This is a genomic window from Kribbella sp. NPDC048915, from assembly GCF_040649595.1.
In the GTDB taxonomy this organism is placed as follows: Bacteria; Actinomycetota; Actinomycetes; order Propionibacteriales; family Kribbellaceae; genus Kribbella.
The window spans coordinates 32,332-56,169 of record NZ_JBEZFT010000042.1; the positions used below are offsets into that span (position 1 = coordinate 32,332).

General features: G+C 69.4%; 20 protein-coding genes. 9 read left to right on the forward strand and 11 right to left on the reverse strand.

From position 1 onward, the window contains the following. Positions 1-20: 20 nt before the first annotated feature. The 6 genes from AB0B82_RS21400 to AB0B82_RS21425 form a co-directional block, all read right to left on the reverse strand. Positions 21-1,130: a glycosyltransferase family 4 protein gene (locus AB0B82_RS21400; protein WP_360171047.1), complete on the reverse strand. Its 1,110-nt coding sequence runs from the start codon at positions 1,128-1,130 to the stop codon at positions 21-23. After that, entirely contained in the window at positions 1,127-2,398 is a 1,272-nt protein-coding gene (locus AB0B82_RS21405; protein ID WP_360171050.1) for a M48 family metallopeptidase, read from the reverse strand. The genes AB0B82_RS21400 and AB0B82_RS21405 overlap by 4 nt, the downstream gene beginning before the upstream one ends. Beyond that, complete coding sequence (locus tag AB0B82_RS21410; protein ID WP_360171053.1) at positions 2,358-3,842, reverse strand: hypothetical protein; 1,485 nt, start codon at positions 3,840-3,842, stop codon at positions 2,358-2,360. Before AB0B82_RS21410 ends, AB0B82_RS21405 begins: the two co-directional genes overlap by 41 nt. A 97-nt stretch (positions 3,843-3,939) precedes the next feature. After that, positions 3,940-4,995 (reverse strand): NlpC/P60 family protein, encoded by a 1,056-nt coding sequence (locus tag AB0B82_RS21415; protein ID WP_360171056.1) that lies wholly within the window; start codon positions 4,993-4,995, stop codon positions 3,940-3,942. Between the two features lie 289 nt (positions 4,996-5,284). Further along, the gene (locus tag AB0B82_RS21420; RefSeq protein ID WP_360171059.1) at positions 5,285-5,518 is read right to left on the reverse strand and encodes a hypothetical protein; all 234 of its coding nucleotides are present in this window, start codon (positions 5,516-5,518) and stop codon (positions 5,285-5,287) included. Positions 5,519-5,700: 182 nt separating this feature from the next. Beyond that, a complete protein-coding gene (locus AB0B82_RS21425; protein WP_360171062.1) occupies positions 5,701-7,008 on the reverse strand; it encodes an NYN domain-containing protein in 1,308 nt (435 codons plus the stop codon). A 180-nt stretch (positions 7,009-7,188) separates the two neighbouring features. On the opposite strand from AB0B82_RS21425, the gene AB0B82_RS21430 reads away from it, so the two are divergent. From AB0B82_RS21430 to AB0B82_RS21440, 3 genes are all read left to right on the forward strand, one after another. Continuing rightward, complete coding sequence (locus AB0B82_RS21430; protein WP_360171065.1) at positions 7,189-8,982, forward strand: DEDD exonuclease domain-containing protein; 1,794 nt, start codon at positions 7,189-7,191, stop codon at positions 8,980-8,982. 142 nt (positions 8,983-9,124) lie between these two features. Then, complete coding sequence (locus tag AB0B82_RS21435) at positions 9,125-9,412, forward strand: Lrp/AsnC ligand binding domain-containing protein (protein WP_360171068.1); 288 nt, start codon at positions 9,125-9,127, stop codon at positions 9,410-9,412. Positions 9,413-9,522: 110 nt separating this feature from the next. Continuing rightward, on the forward strand, positions 9,523-12,873 hold the full coding sequence (locus tag AB0B82_RS21440; protein WP_360171071.1) for a hypothetical protein: 3,351 nt from the start codon (positions 9,523-9,525) through the stop codon (positions 12,871-12,873). Positions 12,874-13,231: 358 nt separating this feature from the next. On the opposite strand, the gene AB0B82_RS21445 is transcribed toward AB0B82_RS21440, so the two are convergent. Continuing rightward, on the reverse strand, positions 13,232-13,660 hold the full coding sequence (locus tag AB0B82_RS21445) for a hypothetical protein (RefSeq protein WP_360171074.1): 429 nt from the start codon (positions 13,658-13,660) through the stop codon (positions 13,232-13,234). A 240-nt stretch (positions 13,661-13,900) separates the two neighbouring features. Here AB0B82_RS21445 and AB0B82_RS21450 point away from each other — a divergent pair, with 240 nt between their 5' ends. Then, on the forward strand, positions 13,901-14,596 hold the full coding sequence (locus tag AB0B82_RS21450) for a hypothetical protein (RefSeq protein ID WP_360171077.1): 696 nt from the start codon (positions 13,901-13,903) through the stop codon (positions 14,594-14,596). A 42-nt stretch (positions 14,597-14,638) separates the two neighbouring features. Here the strand turns inward: AB0B82_RS21450 and trpD are convergent, their stop codons facing one another. Genes trpD through AB0B82_RS21465 form a run of 3 tightly spaced genes read right to left on the reverse strand, consistent with a single transcriptional unit; the run spans position 14,639 to position 17,072 of the window. Beyond that, positions 14,639-15,682 carry an anthranilate phosphoribosyltransferase gene (gene trpD, locus AB0B82_RS21455; protein WP_360171080.1) on the reverse strand — a complete coding sequence of 348 codons (1,044 nt, stop codon included), beginning with the start codon at positions 15,680-15,682 and terminating at the stop codon, positions 14,639-14,641. 6 nt (positions 15,683-15,688) lie between these two features. Then, positions 15,689-16,108: a hypothetical protein gene (locus AB0B82_RS21460; protein WP_360171083.1), complete on the reverse strand. Its 420-nt coding sequence runs from the start codon at positions 16,106-16,108 to the stop codon at positions 15,689-15,691. Positions 16,109-16,154: 46 nt separating this feature from the next. Beyond that, positions 16,155-17,072 (reverse strand): cytochrome c oxidase assembly protein, encoded by a 918-nt coding sequence (locus AB0B82_RS21465; RefSeq protein ID WP_360171086.1) that lies wholly within the window; start codon positions 17,070-17,072, stop codon positions 16,155-16,157. A gap of 82 nt (positions 17,073-17,154) precedes the next feature. Here AB0B82_RS21465 and AB0B82_RS21470 point away from each other — a divergent pair, with 82 nt between their 5' ends. From AB0B82_RS21470 to AB0B82_RS21485, 4 genes are read left to right on the forward strand one after another with little or no spacing between them, the layout of a single operon-like run. Then, positions 17,155-17,817: a heme-copper oxidase subunit III gene (locus AB0B82_RS21470; protein WP_360171089.1), complete on the forward strand. Its 663-nt coding sequence runs from the start codon at positions 17,155-17,157 to the stop codon at positions 17,815-17,817. Then, positions 17,814-18,680, forward strand: coding sequence for a cytochrome c (locus AB0B82_RS21475; RefSeq protein ID WP_360171092.1), 867 nt, complete (start codon positions 17,814-17,816; stop codon positions 18,678-18,680). The genes AB0B82_RS21470 and AB0B82_RS21475 overlap by 4 nt, the downstream gene beginning before the upstream one ends. After that, positions 18,677-19,732, forward strand: coding sequence for a Rieske 2Fe-2S domain-containing protein (locus AB0B82_RS21480; RefSeq protein WP_360171095.1), 1,056 nt, complete (start codon positions 18,677-18,679; stop codon positions 19,730-19,732). The genes AB0B82_RS21475 and AB0B82_RS21480 overlap by 4 nt, the downstream gene beginning before the upstream one ends. Beyond that, the gene (locus AB0B82_RS21485; RefSeq protein ID WP_360171098.1) at positions 19,729-21,402 is read left to right on the forward strand and encodes a cytochrome bc complex cytochrome b subunit; all 1,674 of its coding nucleotides are present in this window, start codon (positions 19,729-19,731) and stop codon (positions 21,400-21,402) included. The genes AB0B82_RS21480 and AB0B82_RS21485 overlap by 4 nt, the downstream gene beginning before the upstream one ends. Positions 21,403-21,465: 63 nt before the next feature. Here the strand turns inward: AB0B82_RS21485 and AB0B82_RS21490 are convergent, their stop codons facing one another. After that, positions 21,466-21,945, reverse strand: a complete 480-nt coding sequence (locus AB0B82_RS21490) for a MarR family transcriptional regulator (protein WP_360171101.1) — start codon at positions 21,943-21,945, stop codon at positions 21,466-21,468. A gap of 41 nt (positions 21,946-21,986) precedes the next feature. Between AB0B82_RS21490 and AB0B82_RS21495 the strand changes: the two genes are divergently transcribed. Then, on the forward strand, positions 21,987-22,850 hold the full coding sequence (locus AB0B82_RS21495) for an alpha/beta fold hydrolase (protein WP_360171104.1): 864 nt from the start codon (positions 21,987-21,989) through the stop codon (positions 22,848-22,850). Positions 22,851-23,838: the final 988 nt, after the last annotated feature.

Here is a 23,838-nt window from a genome sequence, read left to right on the forward strand (position 1 = left end):
AGAGTACACGACGCCAGGCGTCAGATGTCCAGTAATTGCCTCAGCACCGCTCCGGAGCGTTGCCACGTCCACTCGGCCTCGACCCAGGCGCGGCCGTTCGCCCCCAGGTCGCCGGGGTTGCCGAGCAGCTCGGCGATCCGGACCGCGACGGCCGTCGGGTTGTACGGATCGACCAGGTAGCCGGTCTCGCCGTGCCGGACGGTGTCGGACGCACCGCCCGAGTCACCGACGACGACAGGCTTCCCGGTCGCCGACGCTTCGAGCGTGACGATGCCCAGCGCCTCGGGTTCCAGCCCGAAGCGGCGCGTCCGGCACGGCATCGCGAACACGTCCGCTGCGTCGACGTACGGCGGGATCTCGGCCCAGGGCACCGGGCCGGTGAACAGGACCGCGTCCGACACGCCGGTGCGGGCCGCGAGTTTCTCGAGGTACTCACGGTCCGGGCCGCCGCCGACGAGCATCAGCCGCGCGCCGGGCACCTGCCGGCGGATCTGCGGCCAGGCGCGAATCAGCGTGTCCTGGCCTTTGCGGCGGATCAGCCGGGAGACGCAGACGACGAGCGGAACCCCTTCCAGGCCGAGCTTTCGGCGGACATCGTCTCCCCCGCAGCCTGGGGCGAAACGTTGGGTGTCGACTCCGGGTGTGAGCCGTCGCATCCGTTGGGCAGCCTGCGGTGCGAGCGCGGGCGCGATCTGATCGGCACACCACGAGGAGACCGTGGTGAGGGTGTCGGCGGCGTCGCCGATCTTCCGGAGCGCCTGCCGCGCGCCCGGTACGCCGGCCCACCAGGTCTCGTGCCCGTGGGTCATCGCAACGATCTTGTGGGCACCCGCCCGGCGCAGCGCCGTACCCATCAGCCCGAGCGGCGCGGCCGCGCCGAACAGGATCCGGCCGGCGCCGTAGTCGTGCATCAGCTGAACGGCGCGCCGGGTGACGCGGGCCGTGGGCAACAACATTGTGTTCCGGTCGCGGATCACCGGGAACGGCAGCGTCGCGTCGTACTGCAGGTCGCCCGGTTCGTGCGAGGTGTAAACGACCACATCCGGCAACTGATCGCAGAGGGAACGGACGAAGGTCTCGATCCCGCCTTGCCGGGGCGGGAAGTCGTTGGTGACGAGCAGGACCGTCATCGCTGTGCGAGCGGCGGGACCGTGCTGCCGTTCTGCTCGGCCCACGCGCGGCCCATCGCGATCCGCTCCGGCGCGGTCGGGTGACTGGCAAACATCCAGTACCGCCAGGGACTCGGCTCCAGACCGGAGATGTTCCGGACGGCGAGATCGTGCTGCATCGCGACGAAGTTCCGCGGGTCGTTGGTCAGCCGCAGCGAGTGGTAGTCGGCGCGGGCCTCGATCTTGCGGCTCACCAGGTTCTGCACAGGGCTCGCCAGGGTCGTCGCGCCGACGATCAGCGCGACCAGCACCGCCGTACGCCGTGGATCGGCCAGCCGGGGGCCGAGCAGCAGGTACAGGACGGTGATGCCGAACGCCGTCCCGAGGACACCGATCAGCGTGCCGTGCAGGACGTCGTCCTCCGCGGCGTGACCGAGCTCGTGCGCGACGACCAGCCGGACCTGCGCGGGCGGCGTGTCCTTCAGCAGCGTGTCGTAGACGACCAGCCGGCGCGTCGAGCCGAAGCCGGACACGTACGCGTTCAGCGCGGTGGTGCGCTTCGACGCGTCCGCGACCAGGACGTCCTTGACCGGGACGCCGTCCTCGGCCGCGAGCCGCAGGAAGTCGTTGCGCTGGGCACCGGCCGGCAGCGAAGTGAACTCGTTGAACCGCGGCTCGACCAGCACCGGGTACGCGAATGAGACGCCCAGCACGAGCAGCGCGGAGACGATTGCTCCCGGCAACCACCAGCCCTGCGGACGGCGTTTCGCCAACCCGATCAGGACGGCCGCGAGCAGACCGACACCGAGCGAGATGATCGCCCAGTTCACGCCGCGGTCCCAGACCCAGAGCCGCCAGTTTTCGACCGCGAGACCGTACTTGATGCTCACCCGCTGGGCGAGAACGTCGGTCGGGACGGTGAGCAGGCTGGTGATCAGGGCGATCGCCGCGACCGTCACCGGTACGGCGACCGGCCACCAGCGGATGCGCAGACCGTCGTACAGGCGGCGGCCGAGCGGGCTGAAGCCGATCGCCAGCGGAACCACGACCGAGATGACCCACGACGTCGTCGACCAGCGCAGAATCTCGTGCCGGTAGGCGTTCTGGCGGGCGATCTCGGCCGCGGTGAAGTCCAGCGCGGGATCCGGCGACGGCAGGTCGATCAGGTGCCAGGGCGTGGTAACGGCGATCGTGAAGACCAGCGCGAGCGCAAGCAGGCCGGCCGCGATCCGCGGCTTGGAGGTTGCTCTAGGCACCGGCCAGCCGTTCGAGGTACTTCTGCCACTCATCGACGAACTCCGCCTCGGTGGTGCCCAGCACGTTCTTGAACGCGTCAGCCAGTCCGGTCGACGTCCGCGACGCATGCACGGCCCGGTAGAACTGCACCAGCTTGTCCTCCCCGTCGCGCTCGGCGATCATCCGGCACGCCAGCCACGCCGACTCGTACGCCTCCGGCAACTCCTTCGCCGAGGCCGCGAACGCCTCCGGCGTCGGCAGGGTCTTCGGGACGTGGCCTGCCCGGATCGCCTTGAACAGTTCCTTGGCGGCCGACTCGTCCTGCACCGGGACGGCGGAGAACGCGACGTAGTCCGCGAAGCCTTCGGCCAGCCACAACGGCACCGGCGACGCGGTCGCCGTCGACGCGACATGCGTGGTCTCGTGCGTCAGCACGATCCGGCGGCCCTGTTTGCCGAGCTCCTCGAACAGCTTCGGGTTCGCCACGATCCGCACCGGAGCACCGACGGCCGGCGTGTCCAGCTCCGCCATCGTCACGGCCGCGATCTGCGTGTAGGTGTTCGGGCGGGCGCCGAGCACGGCCTCCATCTGGGCCTGCTTGGCGGGCAGGTAGACGACGACCTTCTGCTGCCAGCGTTTGCCCCACACGTCGGTGACCGCCTCGACGGCGCGGTCGGCCACCGAGACGTAGCTCCTGGCCTCCGACTCCGAGTCGAGGCTGACGACCAGGCTGTTTCGCCCCTTGGCCAGGTCGAGCGGGCCGAGCGCCCAGACCGGACGGCGCTGTCCCGCCACGAACCGCTCCGAGAACGAGGCGGCGTACGTCTTGCCGCCCCGGGTGACGAAGGTCACCGGCAGCGTCTCGCGGGCCGGTTTCGCGTCGTACCCGCTGAGTTGCCAGGACACCTCCACCTGCGCGAGCCAGGACTGCGTCCCGCCGAGCTCGGCCTGCCGGTCCGGCGTCAGCGCGCCAACGTCGTCGCTCAGGTAGCGCAACTCGAAGCTGCCGAGCGGCAGCAGGCTCAGGTTGCTGAAGATCGTCCGTGCACTGGTCCGGAACTGGGCGGCCTTCGGGTCGATCGTGGCCAGGAACTCGGCACGGTCCTCGTTCTGGACCGCGGCAGTCATCTTCTGCAGGACCGCCTCGCCGGCCACCGCGCGCTGGACACCGGCCTCGGCGTCGTCGGGCGTCGTCGGGCTCGACGGTGGCGCTTGACTCGCTCCGGGCGCGTTCGGATCGGCCGGTGCGTCGGCGACGTACTCCAGACCGGCGTACCCGGCGCCGGCGGCCAGGCAGACGGCCAGGCCGAGCGCGACCTTTTTCAGGATCGGTGCGAACGGCGGGCGTCGCGGACCGTCGCCGGACGACTCCGGGCGGTGCTCGATCGGCTCCTCAGCGTCACCGATCGACGGGATCGCCGGCAGCGGAACCGTATCGCCCTGTTCGTCGATCACCTCGGCCCTTCGCTGCTCACCTGCCCCGACCAGGCGGAACACTACGTGCCTCCTTCGACACTACGGCACCGCCTGAGGCCCGTGAAACGGTGCGGCTCCGGGGAGCACCCGGAGCCGCAGAGTATGTCAAGGTCGCAGGTCAGCCCGGACGGGACGCACCGGCGTACGGCATCGTGTCGATCGAGGTGATCGTCACGCTCTTGCCCGGGCGGGGTGCGTGCACCATCCGGCCGTTGCCGATGTACATCCCGACATGCGAGATCGGCGAGTAGAAGAAGACCAGGTCACCGGGCATCAGCTCGGACTTGCTCACCCGGCGGCCCTCGTTGATCTGCGCCTTCGAGGAGTGCGGCAGCGACACGCCGGCCTTGCCCCAGGCGTACAGCATCAGGCCGGAGCAGTCGAACGAGCTCGGGCCCTCGGCGCCCCACACGTACGGGTCGCCCATCTGGGCCATCGCGGCGCTGACCGCGATCTTCGCGCGGCCGCTGGCCGGTACGTTCGGCAGGTCCTCGTCGGAGCGCTCGCCGTCGCGGGACGCGCGCTGCTTGCGCGCCTCCTCGGCCTCGCGGGCGTTCTCCTCCTCGATCTTGCGGCGCTGGTCGTCACTGAGCTTGTCGAGGACCTGCTGCGCCTTGTCGAGGTTGTCCTGCAGCTGCTTCTTGAACGCGTTCTGCTTCGCCTGGACGGCCTGCAGGGCAGCCAGCTCGGCCTGCTCGCCGGCCTGCAGGTCGGTGAGCTTGCCCTGGGCGACCTGGTAGCGGCGCAGTGCCGAGTTCTGCTGGCCGGCAAACGCCTGGGCCGTGGACGCCTGGCTGAGGAACTGGTCCGGGTTGTTCGACAGCAGCAGCTGCGCCGTCGTGGAGATGCCCGAGGTTTGGTAGCCGGCCACCGCGAGCGAACCGATCTGCCGCTTCACCGCGTCCACCTGGGCCTGCTGCTTGGCGATCCCCGCCTGCAGCGCCTTCACGCGCGTGCTCGCAGCGGTGATCTGGCCACGCAGATCGTTCGCGGACTCGCCCGCCACTTCGGCCTTGTGCTGGAGGTCGGCGACCTGCTTCTTCGCCTGCTCCAGAGTGGGCGCGGGGTCGGCGTCAGCCGCTCCCTGGATCAGGAACACACCCGCAGCGACGGCCGTGCTGGTGATGGCGGCGAGGGCGATTCCCTTGGTGCGGTTGATGCGTCCGGTGGACACAGCCCGGTCGGTCCCTTCCTCTGCTCGCGCCGTCCCCGTTGATCAGGCCGCTCCGCGGACGCCGGTCCGCGGGATCCGCCGATCACTCCCTCGGCTTGCTGCTGCCCGGTCGGCCGGAGCGGCCGACACCCTGAGGCAACGAGAGGTAACAGTAGTGACCGTTTCGTGACCAGTGCAATTCGCCCCTCGGGTTTGATCGAAAATTAACGCAGGCCGGGCCCGGCCAAACGATCGTTTCGCCTGCTCTTACAGGGGTTCTCGGCGCTGATGGTCCTGACAAGGAACGGGGTCAGCCGGTCTGCTCCTCGGGCGCGTCGCCCGGCTCGATGCTGTTCACCGCATGCACCAGGCGCAGCGGCGGGACCAGACCCGAGCCGGCCAGCACGTCCAGCGCCGCCAACTCGTCGTCGTCGATGCGCATGGCCCCCGGACCGTGTCCCTCCGAGATGGCGAGCACCGCCGTGACGACACAGTCCTGGCAGCCCGGGCCTTTCATCACACACGCGTCACAGTCGATCAGCACAACATCCTCCAAGTGGGGAAGCGCCGGACTTGCACCCGGCTGAGAAGGACGCTAAAGACCCCCACCGACAATTTCCGTGGCCGTGCCGATCCGGGCCTGCCGTCCCGGCTCACGTCCCGGCTCACGTCCCGGCTCACGTCCGGGCTCACGGCCGGGCTCAAGGCCGGGCGATGCCGCCGGGCTCACGGCCGGGCGATGCGGGCGATCAGGCTGGTCGCGGTGAGCGAGCGGGCGCCGAGCTGGATGATGCTGTCGGCAACTTCGCGGTCGGTGGACACCACGACGACCGGGCGTCCCGGCGGCTCGGCCCGAACCAGTTGCCGGATCACCTCGTCCGCGATCACCCCGGCGGGACTGAACCGGACGCGCACACCGCGTGGTGGGTTCAGCTGGACCGGGCCGGACAGTTCGGCGCCGTCGAACACCACAGTGACTTCGATACGACGTTGCGCGACCAGTGCGCCGAGAGCTGTCACCAGACGCTGACGCTGTGAGTGCAGAGGCGAGTTCGGCCAGGCCGTCTTGGTCACGTTGTAGCCGTCGATGATCAGATGCACCTGCGGCAACGCGAGCAGCTCGTCGAACAACGCCGGGTCGTCCTCGGGCGCCGTACGGCCGACCGGCGCCGCGTCCGGCTCGGAGCCGGCCACGGTGTCCGCGGGACGGAGCTCTCCCCCGGGCGGCAACGCCAGCTCACGACGCAGACCACTGGCTGCCTCGAGCAACGTGTCCAGCAGCAGTCTGGTCCGGGTGGAGGCCAGCTCCCGCTCCTGTCCCGCCGTACGACGCGCCGCGTGCTCGACCGCTTCCAGTTCGGTGATGCGGGCGCGCAGCTTGCGCAGCTCGCGTTCCACGTCGGCGCGGGCGGCGTCGACGCGTTCGTCCGCGGACTCTGCTTCCTTGGTGCGTTGCTCGAGCTCCGTCTGCAGGCCGCCGATGCGCTGGCGCGCCTCGTTCAGCTTGCGGCGGAGCGTGACGTTCTCGGCCTTGAGTTCGTTGACCTGTTCACGGAGGCGTTCACGGACCTGCCGGGTTTCCGTGCGTGCCTGGTCGAGCTGGTCGGCGAGCCGGCCCACGGCTTCGGCGTCCGCCTGCGGCTTCTCCACAGGCACCTGCGCGGCCGCGGCGACCAACTGCTCCCAGCCGTCCGGGCGGAGCAGGTAGGCGAGCGCAGCGGCCTCCACCGGGTCCGCGGCGGGTACCGGTACACCCTCTGCGATCGCGTCGCCGAGCTCCGGGTGCTCCCGCCGTACCTCGAAGGCTGCCAGCCTGCGGAAGTGCTCGTCGGTCTCCAGAATCGGCCCGAGCACCGACGCGGACAGCTTCGCCCGTTTGGCCGGCGCAAAGCTGGCGAACCGGCGCAGCGGCGCCGGGATGTCGGACGCCGGCAGCTGGCCGAGTGCATGCGCGGCCAGCGTCAGGACGCGTTGCCGGACCGGTTCAGGCAGAGTCGTAGCGGCGGAGCTCGCGGCGGTGCCTGCCTCAGTCACCGGTCCGCAGTCCGCTTGCAACGACGACCTGGCAGCTCATCGGCCAGTGACGCAGACCACAGCGAGCGGGCAACGGGCCCGGTTGCGCGGTGATCGCCTGTGTACGCATACAGAGAGCCTAGTCGACTCTCCTGCGTGTCACCTGCGGAATTGTCGGTGGCGGCTCCTAGCGTCGTGGCCATGAGCAGTCCAGTGCCCACACCGCCCCCGGATCCGACGGCGCCGATCCGTGGTGTGCAGCACAGTTTCGACGACCTCGGTACTCCGCTGCGTGACATCACGTTCTGCGTCGTGGACCTGGAGACCACGGGCAACCCGCCGGGCGAGGGCGGCATCACCGAGATCGGTGCGGTGAAGGTGCGGGCCGGTGAGGTGGTCGGCGAGTTCCAGACCCTGGTGAACCCGTCGGAGGCGATTCCGCCGTTCATTGCGGTGCTGACCGGCATCACCAACGGGATGGTGGCCGCGTCGCCGCGGATCGAGTCGGTGCTGCCTGCGTTTCTGGAGTTCGCCCGCGGCTGCGTGATGGTGGCGCACAACGCGCCGTTCGACATGGGCTTCCTGAAGCACGAGACGCAGGTGCACGGGTACGACTGGCCGGACTTCGCCGTCGTCGACACCGCCCTGCTCGCCCGGCGCGTGATCACGCCCGACGAGGCGCCGAACTGCAAGCTCGGCACGCTGGCGAAGTTGTTCCGTACGACGACCACGCCGAACCACCGCGCGTTGTCCGACGCCCGCGCCACGGTCGACGTGCTGCACGGGCTCTTCGAGCGGGTCGGGTCGCTGGGCGTGCAGACACTGGAGGACCTGCAGACGTTCTCGTCGCGGGTCGCGCCGGCCGTCCGTGCCAAGCGCCACCTGGCCGAGTCGTTGCCGCACGCACCCGGTGTGTACCTGTTCACCGACGACCGCGGCGAGGTGCTGTACGTCGGGAAGTCCAAGGACCTGCGCACGCGCGTCCGCTCGTACTTCACCGCCTCCGAGACCAGGAACCGGATCGGCGAGATGGTCGGCATCGCCACCGGCGTCCGCGGTATCGAGTGCGGGACGCCGCTGGAGGCGGAGGTCCGGGAGCTGCGGCTGATCGCGGAGCACAAACCGCGGTACAACCGGCGCTCGAAGTTCCCGGAGCGGCAGCATTGGCTGAAAGTCACGGTCGAACCGTTTCCGCGGCTGTCCCTGGTCAAACAGGTGCGGGACGACGACGCCGGGTACCTCGGGCCGTTCAGCTCGCGGAAGACGGCGGAGCGCGCGATGGCCGCGCTGCACGAGGCGTTCCCGATCCGGCAGTGCACCGCTCGGATGTCCAAGAAGCCGTCCCTGTCGCCGTGTGTGCTGGCCGAGATGGGGCGGTGCGTTGCGCCGTGTGACGGCCGCATCTCGGTCGATTCGTACGGCGAGTTCGTGACCGCGCTGCGGGCCGCGCTGACCGTGGACCCGACGCCGGTCGTCCAGGCGCTGGACCGGCGGATCGACGTACTGTCCGCGGACGAGCGCTTCGAGGACGCCGCCGTCCACCGCGACCGGCTGAGCGCGTTCGTGCGCAGCTCGGCGCGAATGCAGCGGATGGCGTCGGTGACCGCGTGCGCCGAGATCTGCGCCGCCAGGCGGACCGACGACGGCGGCTGGGAGCTGCACGTCATCCGTCACGGTCGTCTGGCCGCTGCCGGCTTCAGCCCACGGGGCACCGACCCCAGACCGCATCTCGAGATGCTGCGTGCTTCGGCCGAGACGGTCCTGCCCGGCATCGGACCGGTTGCGTCGGCGTCACCCGAGGAGATCGAGCTGGTGCTCCGCTGGCTGGAACTGCCCGGTGTTCGTCTTGTCGAGATGGACGGGACCTGGACCTGCCCGATCAGTGGCGCCGGGCGCCACCTCACCCGCCTCGACAACGCGCACTCCGACCAGCACCAGCACCCCACCGAGCGCCGCCGCCGGCTGCGCCCGCTCGGTCCGGCCCGGGCCAGCTGACTTTCTTGCCGTAGGCACCTGCCTTCGTTGACCGGCGGGTCGCAGGCCAGGGGCTGTGGACGGGCGGCAGGGTCACGCTGGGGCGCGCACTATGCTTCAGCGCGTTGAGATGTGTTCCGGATGGGAGCGAGGAGAGGACCGCATGGTCACCGCGATCGTGTTCATCAAGGCCGACGTCGCGCGGATCCCGGAGGTCGCCGAACAGGTGGCGGCGATCGACGGCGTCAGCGAGGTGTACTCCGTGACCGGCGGGCTCGACCTGATCGCCCTCGTCCGGGTCGCCCGGCACGACGACCTGGCCACGGTCATCCCCGAGCACGTCAACCGGGTGCCGGGCGTGGTCAGCACCGAGACCCACATCGCGTTCCGCGCGTACTCCAGCCACGATCTGGAGGCCGCCTTCAGTCTCGGCCAGGAGGACGGCGCCTGAACCGGCCCGACTGACACGAGCAAAAGTTACGGTGAACCCATGAACGTTCGGGGTCAGTTCCGTGCCGAGCAGGTCCGCGCAGCAGCGCCGGCATCCGAGCGAGGACGCGGATGAGCAACCCGCCCGTCGGCTGGTACCCCGACCCCACCGGCCAGCCGCACACCATCCGCTTCTGGGACGGCGCGAAGTGGACCAACAAGACCAAACAGGAAGACCCCACCCTCGAGGCCGCCCCCGCTGAGCCCGGTCCCACTGAGCCCGGCCCCACTGCCGTCGCGCCGCACGACCGCGCGCCGGACCGTGGTGTGCCGGACCGTGTGCCGGACCGTGGTGTGCCGGAGCAGGACACCGCACCGACACGTGAGCCTGCGGCCTCCCAGCAGGACGCCCCTGCCCATCAGCCGTGGCCGGACTCTCAGGCGCCCTCCCAGGCCGGCCCCTGGTCCGCAGACCAGCAGCCCTGGGCACCGGACCAGTTCAGCTCCTACGAGCAGCCGCAGCAGGAGACGCCGCCGAGACAGGAGCCGCCACAGCAGCAGCCCTGGCCTGCGCAGCAGCCGCAGCAGGGGCCTGACTCCCAGGGACCCGCGTGGTCAGCGGACTCCCAGCCCTGGTCCCCCGACCAGTTCAGCTCTTACGACCAGCCCGCTCCCGACGCTGGACAGCCTCAGCAACAGGACTGGTCCGGCCAGCCGCCCCAGCAGCACCCCGACGCCAACCAGGGCCCCTGGACAGCGGCCGCGCAGCCGCAGCCCCAGCAGCCCGACGCGAACCAGGCACCCTGGACGGCTGAGCAGCCGCAGCAGGACTGGTCGCAGCAGGGTTGGTCGCAGCAGGGTTGGTCGCAGCAACCACAGCAGCAGTCCAACAACGCACCGCAAGGGACGTGGACTGCGGACCCACAACAGTGGTCAGCTGACCAGTTCACGTCGTACGACCAGCCCGCCCCGGACGCAGTACAACCCGCCCAGGACGCCGTACAACCCGCCCAGGACGCCGTACAGCCCGAGCAGCAGCCGTGGCCAACCCAGCAACCGCCGCGGCAGCCCGAGGCGAACCAGGGACCGTGGACAGCCGAGCAGCCGCAGCAGGACTGGTCGCAGCAACCACAGCAACACTCCGGCAACGCACCGCAAGGGACGTGGACTGCAGACCCACAACAGTGGTCGGCAGACCAGTTCACGTCGTACGACCAGCCGGACCCTGACACCGAGCAGACCCAGCAACAGCCGTGGACTGCTCAACAGGACTGGTCTCAGGCACCGACCGAGCACCCCGGGCCACCCGATCCCAGCCAGCACTACCCGGCAGGAGACCAGCAGCCCTGGACAGCGGACGCCCAGCAATGGTCCGCAGACCAGTTCACCTCCTACGACCAGCCCGCCCCGCACCAGCCCGCCCCGCCCCCGTCCGACCCGCACGCTGGTGAGGGGGTGCAGCCGACGCCGCTTCGGACGGTTCAGGGGGACGAGGCGGGTGGGCCCAATCTGCGCGCGGTGCATGGGGCCGGTGCGGCTGCGGGCAGTGGTGGTGACGCGGACCGTCCGGATGACGGCGGCGGGTGGTGGCAGCCGACGCCTACGGCGGATCTGTGGGCCTCCGCGCCGTCCTCGAACGACACGTCCGGGAACGGTGGCGCACGTCTGCGCGCAGTCTCGCCGGACGAATCCGTCCCGACCCACCTGACCGCGAACCAGCCGGTGACAGTCGCGGGTCAGTCGGCTCAGCCGGGGATTCAGCCGTCGATCCAGCCGGCGGACGACCTGACGCAGCCCGGTGAATCGGCACGAACAGCCACCACCGAAGCAGCTGCGCGAGCGCGCGCGACGTGGGGTGCCCCGGAACTCGCTCCTGCTCCCCCGGAACACTGGACGCAGCGCGAGATCTCGCCGGAACTCGAGGAACCTGCACACGCGGAAGCCTCGCTGGACGCAGTACCCGCCGCGAGCACCGCCGACGTACAACAAGAACAGCCACGCTGGACACTCCGCCTCGCACCGGACCCCGCCGACGCCCAGGTCGCGGAGTCTGGTACCCCACAGGCGGCGGAAACTCAGCAAGTCACAGCCGACACTTCGGCCGACGCCGCAGCCGATGCTGCGGCTGACGATGCTGCGGCTGACGATGCTGCGGCTGACGATGCTGCGGCTGCTGCGTTGATGCAGCCTGACTGGGGTAGTCAGGGTGGAGACGAGCAGGAGGACGCGGGCGACGTACCTGCGTGGGGCGTCGAGGCCGACGACGAAGCCGACTCCAAGAGCGCGGAGGAGGGCGGTCCGCTCTGGACTGTTCCGCAGCCGACGGACGCTCCTCAGGAGCAGCCCGTACAGCTCTGGGGCGACAAGCCGAACCAGACCGCGACCACGCCCGAGCCCGCGCAACCCAACCTGTGGGGCACACCGCAGGCACCTGACCAGCAGAACGGTCAGTCGTGGGAGGGGCAGTCCTGGCCCGTACAGCAGGTCGACCAGCAGGGCGCGAGCGCCTGGAACCAGTCGCCGCCACAAGCCGGCCCGCAAACCCAGCTGCAGACCACGCCACAGACCATGCCACAGACCAGGCCACAGACCGGTCCGCACGCCCAGCCGCAGTGGAACGGCGGCACCCAGCAGGCGTGGGGCGATCAGCAGGCGCAGCCTGCGTGGAGCGAGAACGCGAACGAGCCGTGGGGCGGTCAGGCCGACCTGAGTGTGGGCGTCGGCAAGCGCGACGGCGGTAAGGGCAAGAAGAAGTCCAAGGGCTCCGGTGGCGGCGGTCCGCTCGGCGGCGCGAAGCTGCCGCTGGTGATCGCCGGCGGTGTCGCGCTGGTGATGCTGATCGTGGCCGCGGTGGTACTGCTCACCAACGGCGACGACAAGACCGCGAACCCGGAGCCGACCGGTACGCCGACGCAGAGCACCACACCGACGAACCAGTCGAGCACGAAACCCGGCCAGTCGAAGAACCCGGCGCTGCACGAAGGCGCCGACCGGATCTCCTCGGACGCGATCTCGTTCCCACGGCGCAACCCGCCGTGGTCGGACCGCAAGCGCCTCGTACCGCAGCTGCTGAACTCGAACGGTCAGCGGATCGTCCTGAAGGAGAACGCCGCTCAGGAGGACGACTGGTCTGCGGACATCTTCGTCGGTGCGCTCGGTACCGGCTCCGGATTCCGCGGTGACCCGAAGGCGACGGCGTCGTCGTTGTCGCTGCGGATCCGGACCGGCATGTACGGGAACATCCCGGTCACCTACAAGACGGTCGCGAACGGTCCGGTGAAGCGGTCCGGCAAGTCCGGCTGGGTTTTCGTCCAGACCGTGACGACGACGGCCGCGGTGACCGATCGAGTGCTTACCCTGACGGTGGCCGTTTTCGACCTCGGCGACGGGACGGCGGTCGCATACATCAGCGGCATCCCGAACACCCGCCCGGACCTGAAGACGGCCGCGGACCAGGCTTACCTAGGAATCCAAGTTGGCTGACGACGAGAACCAGACCCCGAACCCGCCAGACCCCCTGGCAGGCACCCCTCAAGCACCCCCGGTCCCGCCTCGCGCACCAAGCGAAGAGCCGGACAGGTACGGCGAGGCTCAGTACGGCGGCGCGCCACACCACGAAGCGCCGCGGGAGCGCCCGCCGGGGCAGTACGGCCAGGTGGAGGGGCAGGGCCGGCCTCCGTACGGTGGGGTGCCGGGAGGGTCTTCGGATCCGCTGTTCGGACAGTCGCCGGCTCCGGCACCGCCTCCCCCGCCGCCGATCCGTCCGCAGCCGGCGGCGCCGCAGCAGCGACAGCCGTGGACCGGACCGCCTGAGCAACCCACGTCGTACGGACCGCCGCCTTCACACCAGCCCGGTGCGCCGCAGCATGGTGGGCAGCGGCCGGCGGCGTGGCAGGGCGGGCCTCAGCAGGCGCGCGGGCAGCATTCGGCTCCGCCGGCTGGGGCGCAGTACGGCACGCAGCGCCCGCCGCAGCCCGGCCAACCGCAGGCCGCACCGCCAGACGGCCGGTACGGGCAGCGACTCTCGCAGCCTGGGCAGCCCGGTACAGGACAGCCCGCTGGCGGACAGCCGGGTGCCAGGCCGGTAGGTGCTGGTCAGCAGGGTTCGCCGTACCGCGGCGCGCAGGCTGGGCCGCAGGGTGGCCAGTCTGGTACGCCGCAGGGTGGGCAGGCTCGTGGGGCTCAGGGGCGACCGGCGTTTACTGAGGTGGTTGCGCCGACGGCTGGGGCGGGAGCTTCCGGCGATGGAACTGGGCGTAGCGGTGGTCAAGGCACTGGTGTCGGCGGGTACGCCGGTGCGTACGGTGCCGGAGGTGGATACCCCGGTTCGCAAGGCCCTGGTGGGAATGCCGGGCAGGGGGCTTGGGCTGCGCAGGCCGGTCCGGTTCCTGGTGCGCAAGGTGGCGCGTGGGGCGCTCAGCCGGCGAGTGGGGCTGAGTCCGAGCCCGCCGGCGCTGAGGCCGACCCCGCCGGCGCGGAGGTGGGCGGTGCCAACCCGCGGGCTCGGGCTGTGGGAGCCGTGGTGCTGGTGCTGGCAGCTATTGCTGTGACCGGGTTGAGTGTGGCGTGGCTGGTCAATCGGGCCGACGCGATTCAGCCGGTGGCGTTGCCGACGGCGGGGAAGTCGATCGAGACAGTCAGCCCCTCGGTGAAGCCGTCTGAGACGCCGGTGCCGAACGGGCGGGTGGTCGGCACGCAGATGATGGCCGGGAACAGCGACACGATGCCGGTGATGAGCTCGGCGTGGGGCAACGCCGTCGAGCGGACCGGGCTGACCGGTGGGGCCGCGGTGTTCCTGGTCGTGCACCCCAACTACAACGGCAAGAAGTCCAACTGGGGCAACTACGTGTCGTTCGGTCAGTTGCCGGTGGAGATCCCGTTCAGCACCACTCCGGCCGGGATGAAGCAGGCGGCGATCCAGATCGGTGCCCGCGCGATCGCGAACCTGTACGACAAGGACGCGGTGATCCTGAAGGGGACGAAGCACACGCCGATCACGGTCGCGGGCCATCGCGGTCACGAGATCGTGGCGCGGGTCCAGGTCAAGGAGCCGATGCTGAAGGAGACGTTCTCGACGGTGATGATCGCGGTGATCGACCGCGGCAACGGCACCGCCGCGGTCTCGATCGCCGACATCGCAGGTTCCACGCCCGCCTGGCAGAACGTCTGGCGCTTCAAGGTCAGCCAGATCAAGATCAACCCGTAGCAAAGGGGCCGGCAACCGCCGGCCCCTTTCCGCGAGCACCTCTCAGCCGCGCACCTCGGCACACGTCGCGATCCACCGCTCCAGCACATCCTTCGCCGCGCCCGAGTCGATCGCCTCGGCGGCGCGGTCCATGCCGGCCCGGATCCGCTCGGTGACGGTGCCGGCCTCGGGCGTGTACGCCGCCAGCGCCGCGCCGGCGTTCAGCAGTACGACGTCGCGCACCGCACCGGGCTCGCCGTCGACGAGCGCCCGGACAACCTTCGCGTTGAACGTCGCGTCGGCGCCCTTCAACGCCGCGGCGTCCACCGGCGCGATGCCCAGCTCGCGCGGATCCAGCGTCACCGGCCCTTCGACCTCGCCGCCGCCGACCGACCACACCTGCGACGTCGTCCGCGTGGTGAGCTCGTCGAGACCGTCGTCGCCGTGGAACACCAGCGCGTCGATCCCGCGCCGCGCCAGCACACCGGCCATCAGCCCGGCGATCCGGCTGTCGCCGACACCGACCGCCTGCGCGGACGGGTTGCCCGGGTTTGCCAGCGGGCCGAGGAAGTTGAACGTCGTCGGTACGCCGAGCTCGCGCCGCGGTACGGCGGCGTGCCGCAGCGCGGGGTGGAACGCCGGGGCGAAGCAGAACGTGATCCCGGCCCGCTCCCCCACCTCGGCGACCTGTGCCGCGGTCAGGTCGAGCGGGATCCCGAGCTCCTCGAGGACGTCGGCCGCACCGCAGGCCGACGACGCGGCGCGGTTGCCGTGCTTCAGTACCTTGGCGCCGGCGCCCGCGGCGACGATCGCGGACATCGTGCTGATGTTCACCGTGTGCGCCTGGTCACCGCCGGTACCGACCACGTCGAGCGTCCGGCCGGGCACCGAGATGCGGGTGGCGAAGTCGCGCATCGTCGCGACCAGCCCCTCGACCTCGACCACGGTCTCGCCCTTGGAGCGCAACGCGATCACGAACCCGGCGAGCTGCGCGGGCGAGGCGGACCCGGACAGGATCTGCTCCATCGCCCACGCGGTCGCCGCGGCATCCAGATCCTGGTGCCGCAGCAGCGGGTTCAGCACCTGCGGCCAGGTGTAGGACCCCATGACGCGTCAGGCGGTGGTCGCGGGGAGCTTGGCCAGCCGCGCGCGGAGCAGCTGCGCGGTCACCTCGGCCAGCTTCAGCGGATCGATCGGGTGCGAGACCACGCCTTCGGCCCGCGACCAGGTCGCCAGCCAGGCGTCCTGCGGACGGCCGGTGATGACCAGCACCGGCGGGCACTGGAAGATCTCGTCCTTCAACTGGCGGGCGATCCCCATGCCACCGGCCGGGACGGCCTCGCCGTCGAGGATGGCCAGGTCGATCCCGCCCTTGTCCATGGTCTTGATGACGGCCGGCTCGGTCGCGCACTCGACGTAGGAGAGCTCGGGCAGATCGGCGGCCGGCCGCTTCCCGAGGGCCAGCCGAACGGACTCCCGCGTCGTGCGGTCGTCGCTGTAGACCAGGACCTTCAGCGGACGCTCTGAACTCATCGATCCATCCCAAGCTGTGTTCTGACGAAGACTGGACACCGGAATGCTACCGGGGAGACCGTTCAGCCCGGCGGGCCTGTTCCTCCAAGCGGTCCAGGCGGCGGTCCTCGCGCCGTGCCTCGCGCTGCGACTCGCGCACCCACTGGACGAACAATGTGCCGAAGAACACCAGACCGACGATGTCACCCGAACCCCACAGCAGACCGCCCGCGATGTACTGGTCACGCAGCGGCGACGGCGACCAGGCCCGGCCGAACGCGGTGTACCAGTCCTCGGCGATCAGCCGGTTCGCGGACATGATCGTGATCCCGAGGAACGCGTGGAACGGCAACGTGAGGAACGTCATCATCAGCCGGAACGGGTAGACCACCCGCCCGGGCACCGGGTCCAGGCCGACCAGCGGCCAGAAGAACACCGCACCGACCAGGATGAAGTGCAGGTGCAGCAGGTCGTGCAGTACGGCGGACCGCAGCGTCGCCTCGTACCAGCCGCTGAAGTACAGCACCCACGGGCTGATGACGAACAACGTGAAGCCGACCAGCGGGAAGCAGATCACCTTCGCGAACCGCGAATGCAACACGGAGAGCAACCACTTTCGCGGACGTTGCGGCAAGGTCCGCAACGCCAGCGTGATCGGCGCGCCGAGCGCCAGCGCGAGCGGCGTCAGCATCGACAGGATCATGTGCTGGGCCATGTGCACGCTGATCAGCACGGTGTCGTACGTTCCGAGCGCGGACTGCGTGGCGATCACGGCGCTTCCGAGACCGACGCCGACGAACGAGAAGGTGCGCGCCCGGGACCACTTGTCACCACGTTTGCGCAGCTTGTGGACGCCGTACAGGTAAATCGCGCCCAGGGCGATGATCACGCCGAGTAACACCGGTTCGAAGGTCCAGGCCGTCAGCAACCGGACCGGCGTCAACGGCGCGATCTGGTCTCCCGGCGTGGCGTGGAGGGGAAGCACGCTTCCACAGTAGGAACAACGGTTCGGCGACATGCACGGGGGTGGTCGTGGCGCTGAACGAGGCGACCGACATAATGACCGCGTGGCCACTGCAACCGCACTCCCAGCGTCCCGTGAACACGGACACCATGACCGTCCCAGCATGGTCAGTGTCGGCACGATCGTCTGGCTCTCGAGCGAACTGATGTTCTTCGCCGCCCTGTTCGCGGCGTACTTCACGATCCGGTCGGTGACGACCGCTGCCGCCGCTCCGGGAACGGAGACCCTCTGGCAGGCGATGACGTCCGAGTTGAACGTCCCGTTCGCCGCGGTGAACACGACGATCCTGGTGGCGTCGTCCTTCACCTGCCAGTTCGGTGTCTTCGCGGCCGAGCACGGCCGGGTGGGCCGGACCGGCTCGCTGCTCAACATCCGGGCCTGGGGCATGCGTGAGTGGTTCATCCTCACGTACGTGATGGGCGCGATCTTCATCGCCGGCCAGGTGACCGAGTACGCCGAGCTGATCCACGAGGGCATCACGATCTCGTCCAACGCCTACGGATCGGTGTTCTACCTGGCCACCGGCTTCCACGGTCTGCACGTGACCGGCGGCCTCATTGCTTTCGTGTTCGTCCTGGCCAGGACGTACATGGCTCGAAAATTCACCCACGAACAGGCCGTCTCGGCGATCGTCGTGTCGTACTACTGGCACTTCGTCGACGTGGTCTGGATCGCCCTGTTCGCGACCATCTACCTGCTCAAATGAGTGAGAAGAGACCTTCCTTGTCACCGGCGCGCTTTCTCTCCGCGCGACGACGGCACCGGTCCGCCGGCCTCGTCGTGCTCCTGTTCGGCCTCCTGGCAGTGGGCTCGGCGTACGCCGCCTTCGCCCCTGACAACGCGGTGGCGGACAACTCGGCCCAGTCCCAGCAGATCGAGGAGGGCAAGAAGCTCTTCGCGGTCGGCTGCTCCAGCTGCCACGGCCTGAACGCCGAGGGTGGCGGGAACGGCGAGGGCGACATGGCCGGCCCGTCCCTGATCGGTGTCGGTGCCGCCGCGGTCGACTTCCAGGTCGGTACCGGCCGGATGCCGGCGGTGCAGCCGGGCGCGCAGATCCCGCGCAAGGCCCCGGTGTACACGCAGGAGGAGATCGAGGCGCTCGCGGCGTACGTCGCGTCGCTGGCCCCCGGCCCGGCCGTCCCGGCCACGGACGCGTACGACGTGAGCAAGGCCACCGACGAGCAGGTGACGCGCGGTGGTGAGCTGTTCCGCACCAACTGCACCGCGTGCCACAACTTCGCCGGCAGCGGCGGCGCCCTGCCGAACGGCAAGTACGCGCCGAAGCTGATGGGCGTCGACGAGAAGCACATCTACGAGGCCATGCTGACCGGCCCGCAGCAGATGCCGGTCTTCTCCGACCAGGTCATGCAGCCCGAGGACAAGCGCGACATCATCGCGTACCTGAAGGCACTGGAGAACCAGAAGAACCCGGGCGGCTTCGGCCTCGGCCGGCTCGGACCGGTGTCCGAGGGCCTGTGGGGCTGGGTCGTCGGCATCGGCGTCCTGGTGTGCATTGCGGTGTGGATCGGCGCCAAGGGCGTCAAGGCCAAGGGAGCGAAGGCCGAATGAGCGACGAGAAGAACCTCCCGGCGACGCCGGAGGAGGAACAGCACGGCAGCGCCGTCGAGGTGGCGGAGCCGATCCCGGACCCGGGTCTGGAGCCGCACGAGCCGCGGATCACCGACATCGACGCCAAGGCCGCCGACCGGGTCGAACGCCAGGTGTCGGCGATGTTCGGCCTGGCGACCGTGCTGGTGATCGGTTCCTGCGTGGCGTACTTCGCGATTCCGCGGGACTCGGTGCTCGAGTTCGGCCCGCTGACCGGCAACGCGAACAACATGGTGATCGGCCTGTGCATCGGGCTCGCGCTGTTCCTGATCGGGGCGGGCGCGATCCAGTGGGCCAAGAAGCTGATGGTCGACGAGGAGATCGTCGAGGACCGGCACCCGGCACACTCCTCGCCGGAGCAGATCGCCGAGATCTCCGAGGCGTTCAAGCAGGGTACGGCGGAGTCCGGCTTCACCCGGCGCAAGATGATCCGCAACTCGCTGATCGGCGCCCTCGGCGTGCTCGGTCTGCCGGCCATCATCCTGCTGCGTGACCTCGGTCCGCTGCCGGGCCGGGCGCTCTACAACACGATCTGGGCGAAGGGCATCCGGGTCGTCAACGACGTCACCGACCGTCCGATCAAGCCGTCCGACCTGGTCGTCGGCCAGCTGGTCAACGCGGCGCCGGCCAACCTGGCCCCGCTGCAGGAGGAGGACCCGACCGAGTACCAGAACGCCAAGGCGAAGGCCGCGGTGATCGTGGTCCGGATCAAGCCCAGCGAGATCCGCACCCCACCGGGCCGGGAGAACTGGGGCGTCGACGGCATCCTCTGCTACTCGAAGATCTGCACCCACGTCGGTTGCCCGATCTCCCTGTACGAGCAGACCACCCACCACGTGCTCTGCCCGTGCCACCAGTCGACCTTCGACCTGGCCGACGGCGCCAAGGTCGTCTTCGGTCCTGCCGCCCGTCCGCTGCCTCAGCTACCGTTGGCGGTGGACAGCGAGGGCTACCTGGTTGCGCAGAGCGGCTTCCACGAGCCGGTCGGCCCGAGCTTCTTCGAACGAGGGTGACAACAGTGTCAACAAGCACAGAGTTCCCTGGACCGGTCAAGTGGTTCGACGATCGCCTCGGCATCGCGAAGATCGGGAAGAAGAACCTCCGCAAGGTCTTCCCCGACCACTGGTCCTTCATGCTGGGCGAGATCGCGCTCTACAGCTTCATCATCCTGATCCTCACCGGCACCTTCCTGACGTTCTGGTTCAAGCCCTCGATGGCCGAGGTCGAGTACCAGGGTTCGTACAGCCTGCTCAAGGGCCTGCACATGTCCGAGGCGTACGCCTCGACACTGGACATCACGTTCGACGTCCGCGGCGGCCTGCTGGTCCGGCAGATCCACCACTGGGCGGCCGTGCTGTTCATCGCCGCGATGATGGTGCACCTGCTCCGGATGTTCTTCACCGGCGCGTTCCGTAAACCGCGCGAGCTGAACTGGCTGATCGGCTTCGGGATGCTGTTCCTCGGCATCGTCGAGGGCTTCCTCGGGTACGGCCTCCCCGACGACCTGCTGTCCGGTACCGGTCTACGAATCACCAACGGCATGATCCAGGCCTCGCCGGTGGTCGGCACGTACATGAACTTCTTCATCTTCGGCGGTGAGTTCCCCGGCAACGACTTCGTGGCCCGGTTCTTCATCGTCCATGTACTGCTGATACCCGGGATCATCCTCGCGCTGGTCACGGCCCACCTGTTCCTGGTCGTGTACCACAAGCACACGCAGTACGCCGGTCCCGGCCGCAAGCAGAACAACGTGGTCGGCTACCCGCTGTTCCCGGTGTACACGGCCAAGGCCGGCGGCTTCTTCTTCGTGGTCTTCGGCATCACCGCGCTGATGGGTGCGCTGATGCAGATCAACCCGGTCTGGCTGTACGGCCCGTACAACCCGGCCGAGGTGACCGCGGGATCCCAGCCCGACTGGTACATGGGCTGGCTGGAAGGCTCGGTGCGTATCTTCCCAGGCTTCGAGTCGACGTTCTGGGGCATCACACTGAGCTGGAACCTGATCATCCCCGCGCTGATCATCCCGCCGGCGTTCGTCACCCTGGTCGCGCTGTATCCGTTCATCGAAGGCTGGATCACCGGTGACAAGCGCGAGCACCACCTGCTCGACCGCCCGCGGGACGTCCCGACCCGGACCGGCATCGGCGTCGCGTTCATCGTGTTCTACGCGCTGCTGTGGGTCGGTGGCGGTAACGACCTGATCGCCACCCACTTCGACGTCTCGCTGAACGCGGTGACCTGGTTCCTGCGGTTCGCGGTGATCCTCGGCCCGATCCTCGGGTTCTGGATCGCGCGCCGCTGGGCCATCTCGCTGCAGCGCGCCGACCAGGAGCGGCTGCTGCACGGCCTCGAGACCGGTGTGATCATGCGCGACGCGGACGGCAAGTACACCGAGAAGCACCAGCCGATCTCGACGTACGAGGCGTACTCGCTGACCGCCCGCGATCGCGTCGTACCGCACGAGATCGGCCCGGAGACCGACGAGAACGGCGTCCGCGCCCCGCGCCGCGCGATCAACAAGGTCCGCGCCGCACTCTCCCGGTTCTACTACGCCGACGCGGTCCAGAAGCCGACGGCCCAGGAGATCGAGGAGGCGCACGAGCACGCTCACGACGCCGACGAGATCCACGAGCTGACCGAGGACACGGAGACGTACCGCGAGGTCACGAGCGACCGCTCCTGATCTGTAGCGTTATCTGTGGCGTTCGAAAGCGCCCCGGCCGATTGCGGCCGGGGCGCTTTTCGTTCAACCGAGCGCTTCGGTGACGGCTTCGAGGTAGGCGCGGGCGCCGGCCTGTTGCTGCTTGTCGAGCGCCTGGGTGGCCGCGATCATGCGGTCCAGGAGCGGGCCGAAGAACTGCCAGCCGAGCTCCACCGCACTGTCGGACACCTGCAGCCGGGCGCTGCGACCGTCTGTGCGGCTTCCGAGGCGCTGAACGTGTCCGGCGCCTTCCAGCCTGTGGATGACCGCCGTTGTCGCCTGAGAGGTCATTCCAAGCCGCTGAGCGAGCCAGGTGGGCGTCGCCTCCACTCCGGCGCGTTCGGCGTCCAGGAGGCTGACGAGGGCCCGTACGTCGGTGCTGTGCAGCCCCGTGGTCCGCGCGAACTCGGCGATGGCCAGCTCGAGCTTCAACGCCGCGTCGCGCAGCAGGTGGACGAGCTCCAGCGCTGCGGCCCGCTCGGGGTCGGACGGTGTGACGCCTTCTCGCGTGGCGGGTTCTGGCATGCTTAGCAATTTACCTCACTGAGTGAGTTATTCTCGGCGGCATGGGCTTTCAGGACGGCGGGGCGTGTCAGGACGGCGGCGCGCTTCAGGAGGTGTACGACGGTTTGCTGGCCCGGTGGGGTGTCGAGGTTGAGCCGCTGTCTGTGCGCTCCGAGTTCGGGACGACCCGGGTGAATGCGTGCGGCCCGGCTGACGCGCCGCCCGTCGTACTGCTGCCGGGGCATGGTGCTACATCAGCGGTCTGGTTCACGGTGGCGCCGCGGTTGGCGTCTCAGTACCGGGTGTACGCCGTCGACCTGATCGTCGACGCCGGGCTCGGCGTACCCTCCGGCCCGGCGCCCCGCACACCGGCCGATCTCCACATCTGGTTGTCCGGGGTACTCACCGGCCTTGGTGTCGAGCATGGCGCTTTGGTCGGTCACTCCTATGGGGCTTGGGTGGCGCTGACCTACGCGATCGCGCACCCGGAGCGGGTACGGCGGTTGGCGCTGCTCGACCCGACAGACTGCTACCTCGGCCTGCGGGTCCCGTACGTCGCTCGTGCCCTGCCGAGCTTGCTGCGTCCGTCTGCCGGGCGAGTTCAGTCGTTCCTGCGCTGGGAGACCCAGGGAGTCACTCTGGACCCGCTAGTCCTCGAACTCGCCGGCCTGGCTGCCGTAGAGCCCGCACCGCCCGTCGTCCGCCCCAAACGCCCCACCGCTGGCGAACTCCGACCGCTGGCGCCCCTCGTCTTCGTAGCCAACCGCAGCAAATGCCACAACACCGCCCGCCTGACCCGCCGAATCACCACCCTCTCCCCCAACGCCACCGTCGTCCCCCTGCGCACCGCCACCCATCACTCCCTCCCCACCCTCCACACGAGCGACCTACTCCCACCCCTACTGACCCACCTCTCCGCCGAATAACCTGCCGCAGTCCGCGCTCAGAGACGCACGACCACGGCCGCACTACGAGCGCCGCACGCACAGTCGCACCAGCAGGTGGACCAAGCAGATCCAGCGCACGTGAGCGGTCACGCTTCCTGCTAGCCGAAACCGAGCACGTCCACCCCTCCGCAGCACCGGGCTCTGTGCGCACAGACACAGCCAAGCCGCCACCCGCCGCGCCAACCCGGCGCGCCCCGGCGCAGAACGCCCGGCCCTCAAACAGCCGAAGCACGTCTCGCCGACTGGACCGGCCCTTCGGGCACACGAGGGCGCCAGCGCACCGCTCTGCCATCCCATCCGCTTTGTAGACCCACCACTCTGTCAACCGCATTGCCACCCCTGCGCTGCCTACCGACGCGCGCGTCGGGCACCTGGGCGCTACGACTGACGCACCACCCGACCAGATCACCACCGTTTGAGATCAGCCAAGATCCCCGCTATGCCGCCGATCGTGTCGGTAGCTGGAGTCGCCCTGAGCCAGAACGGTTGCCACTAGCAACATCAGCGTGGGCAACAGCACGGACAGCAGCACGGGCAACAGCCCCGCAACAGCACGGACAACAGCACGGACAACAGCCCCGCAACAGCACGGACAACCGCCCCGCAGCAGCAACGGCGGGACCGAAGGCAGCAGCGTAGACAGCAGCAAGGGCGGCAGCGTCGCCGGCGGCACGGGCCTTCAGGGTTGCCAGCAGCACCGGCTCAGACGATGCCAGCGCGACGAGCCCGATCGCGAGTCGACTGCTCCCGCTCCGAGACGCCTGGGGCCCACCCCACAACGTCGACCGGCCGCACAAGCTCAAGCGTGGACCGGCAGTCCCGATGCCTCAAGTGCGGGTTGGGTGTGGGCTGGGTGTTTGCTGGTGTGGGCCCACAAACAGCCCACAAAATAAAGGGAATCGAGCTCGAAAACTGTCGGAGGCCGTGCCTACAGTTGACGGCATGGAACTCCTGGGCGAACGGCCGG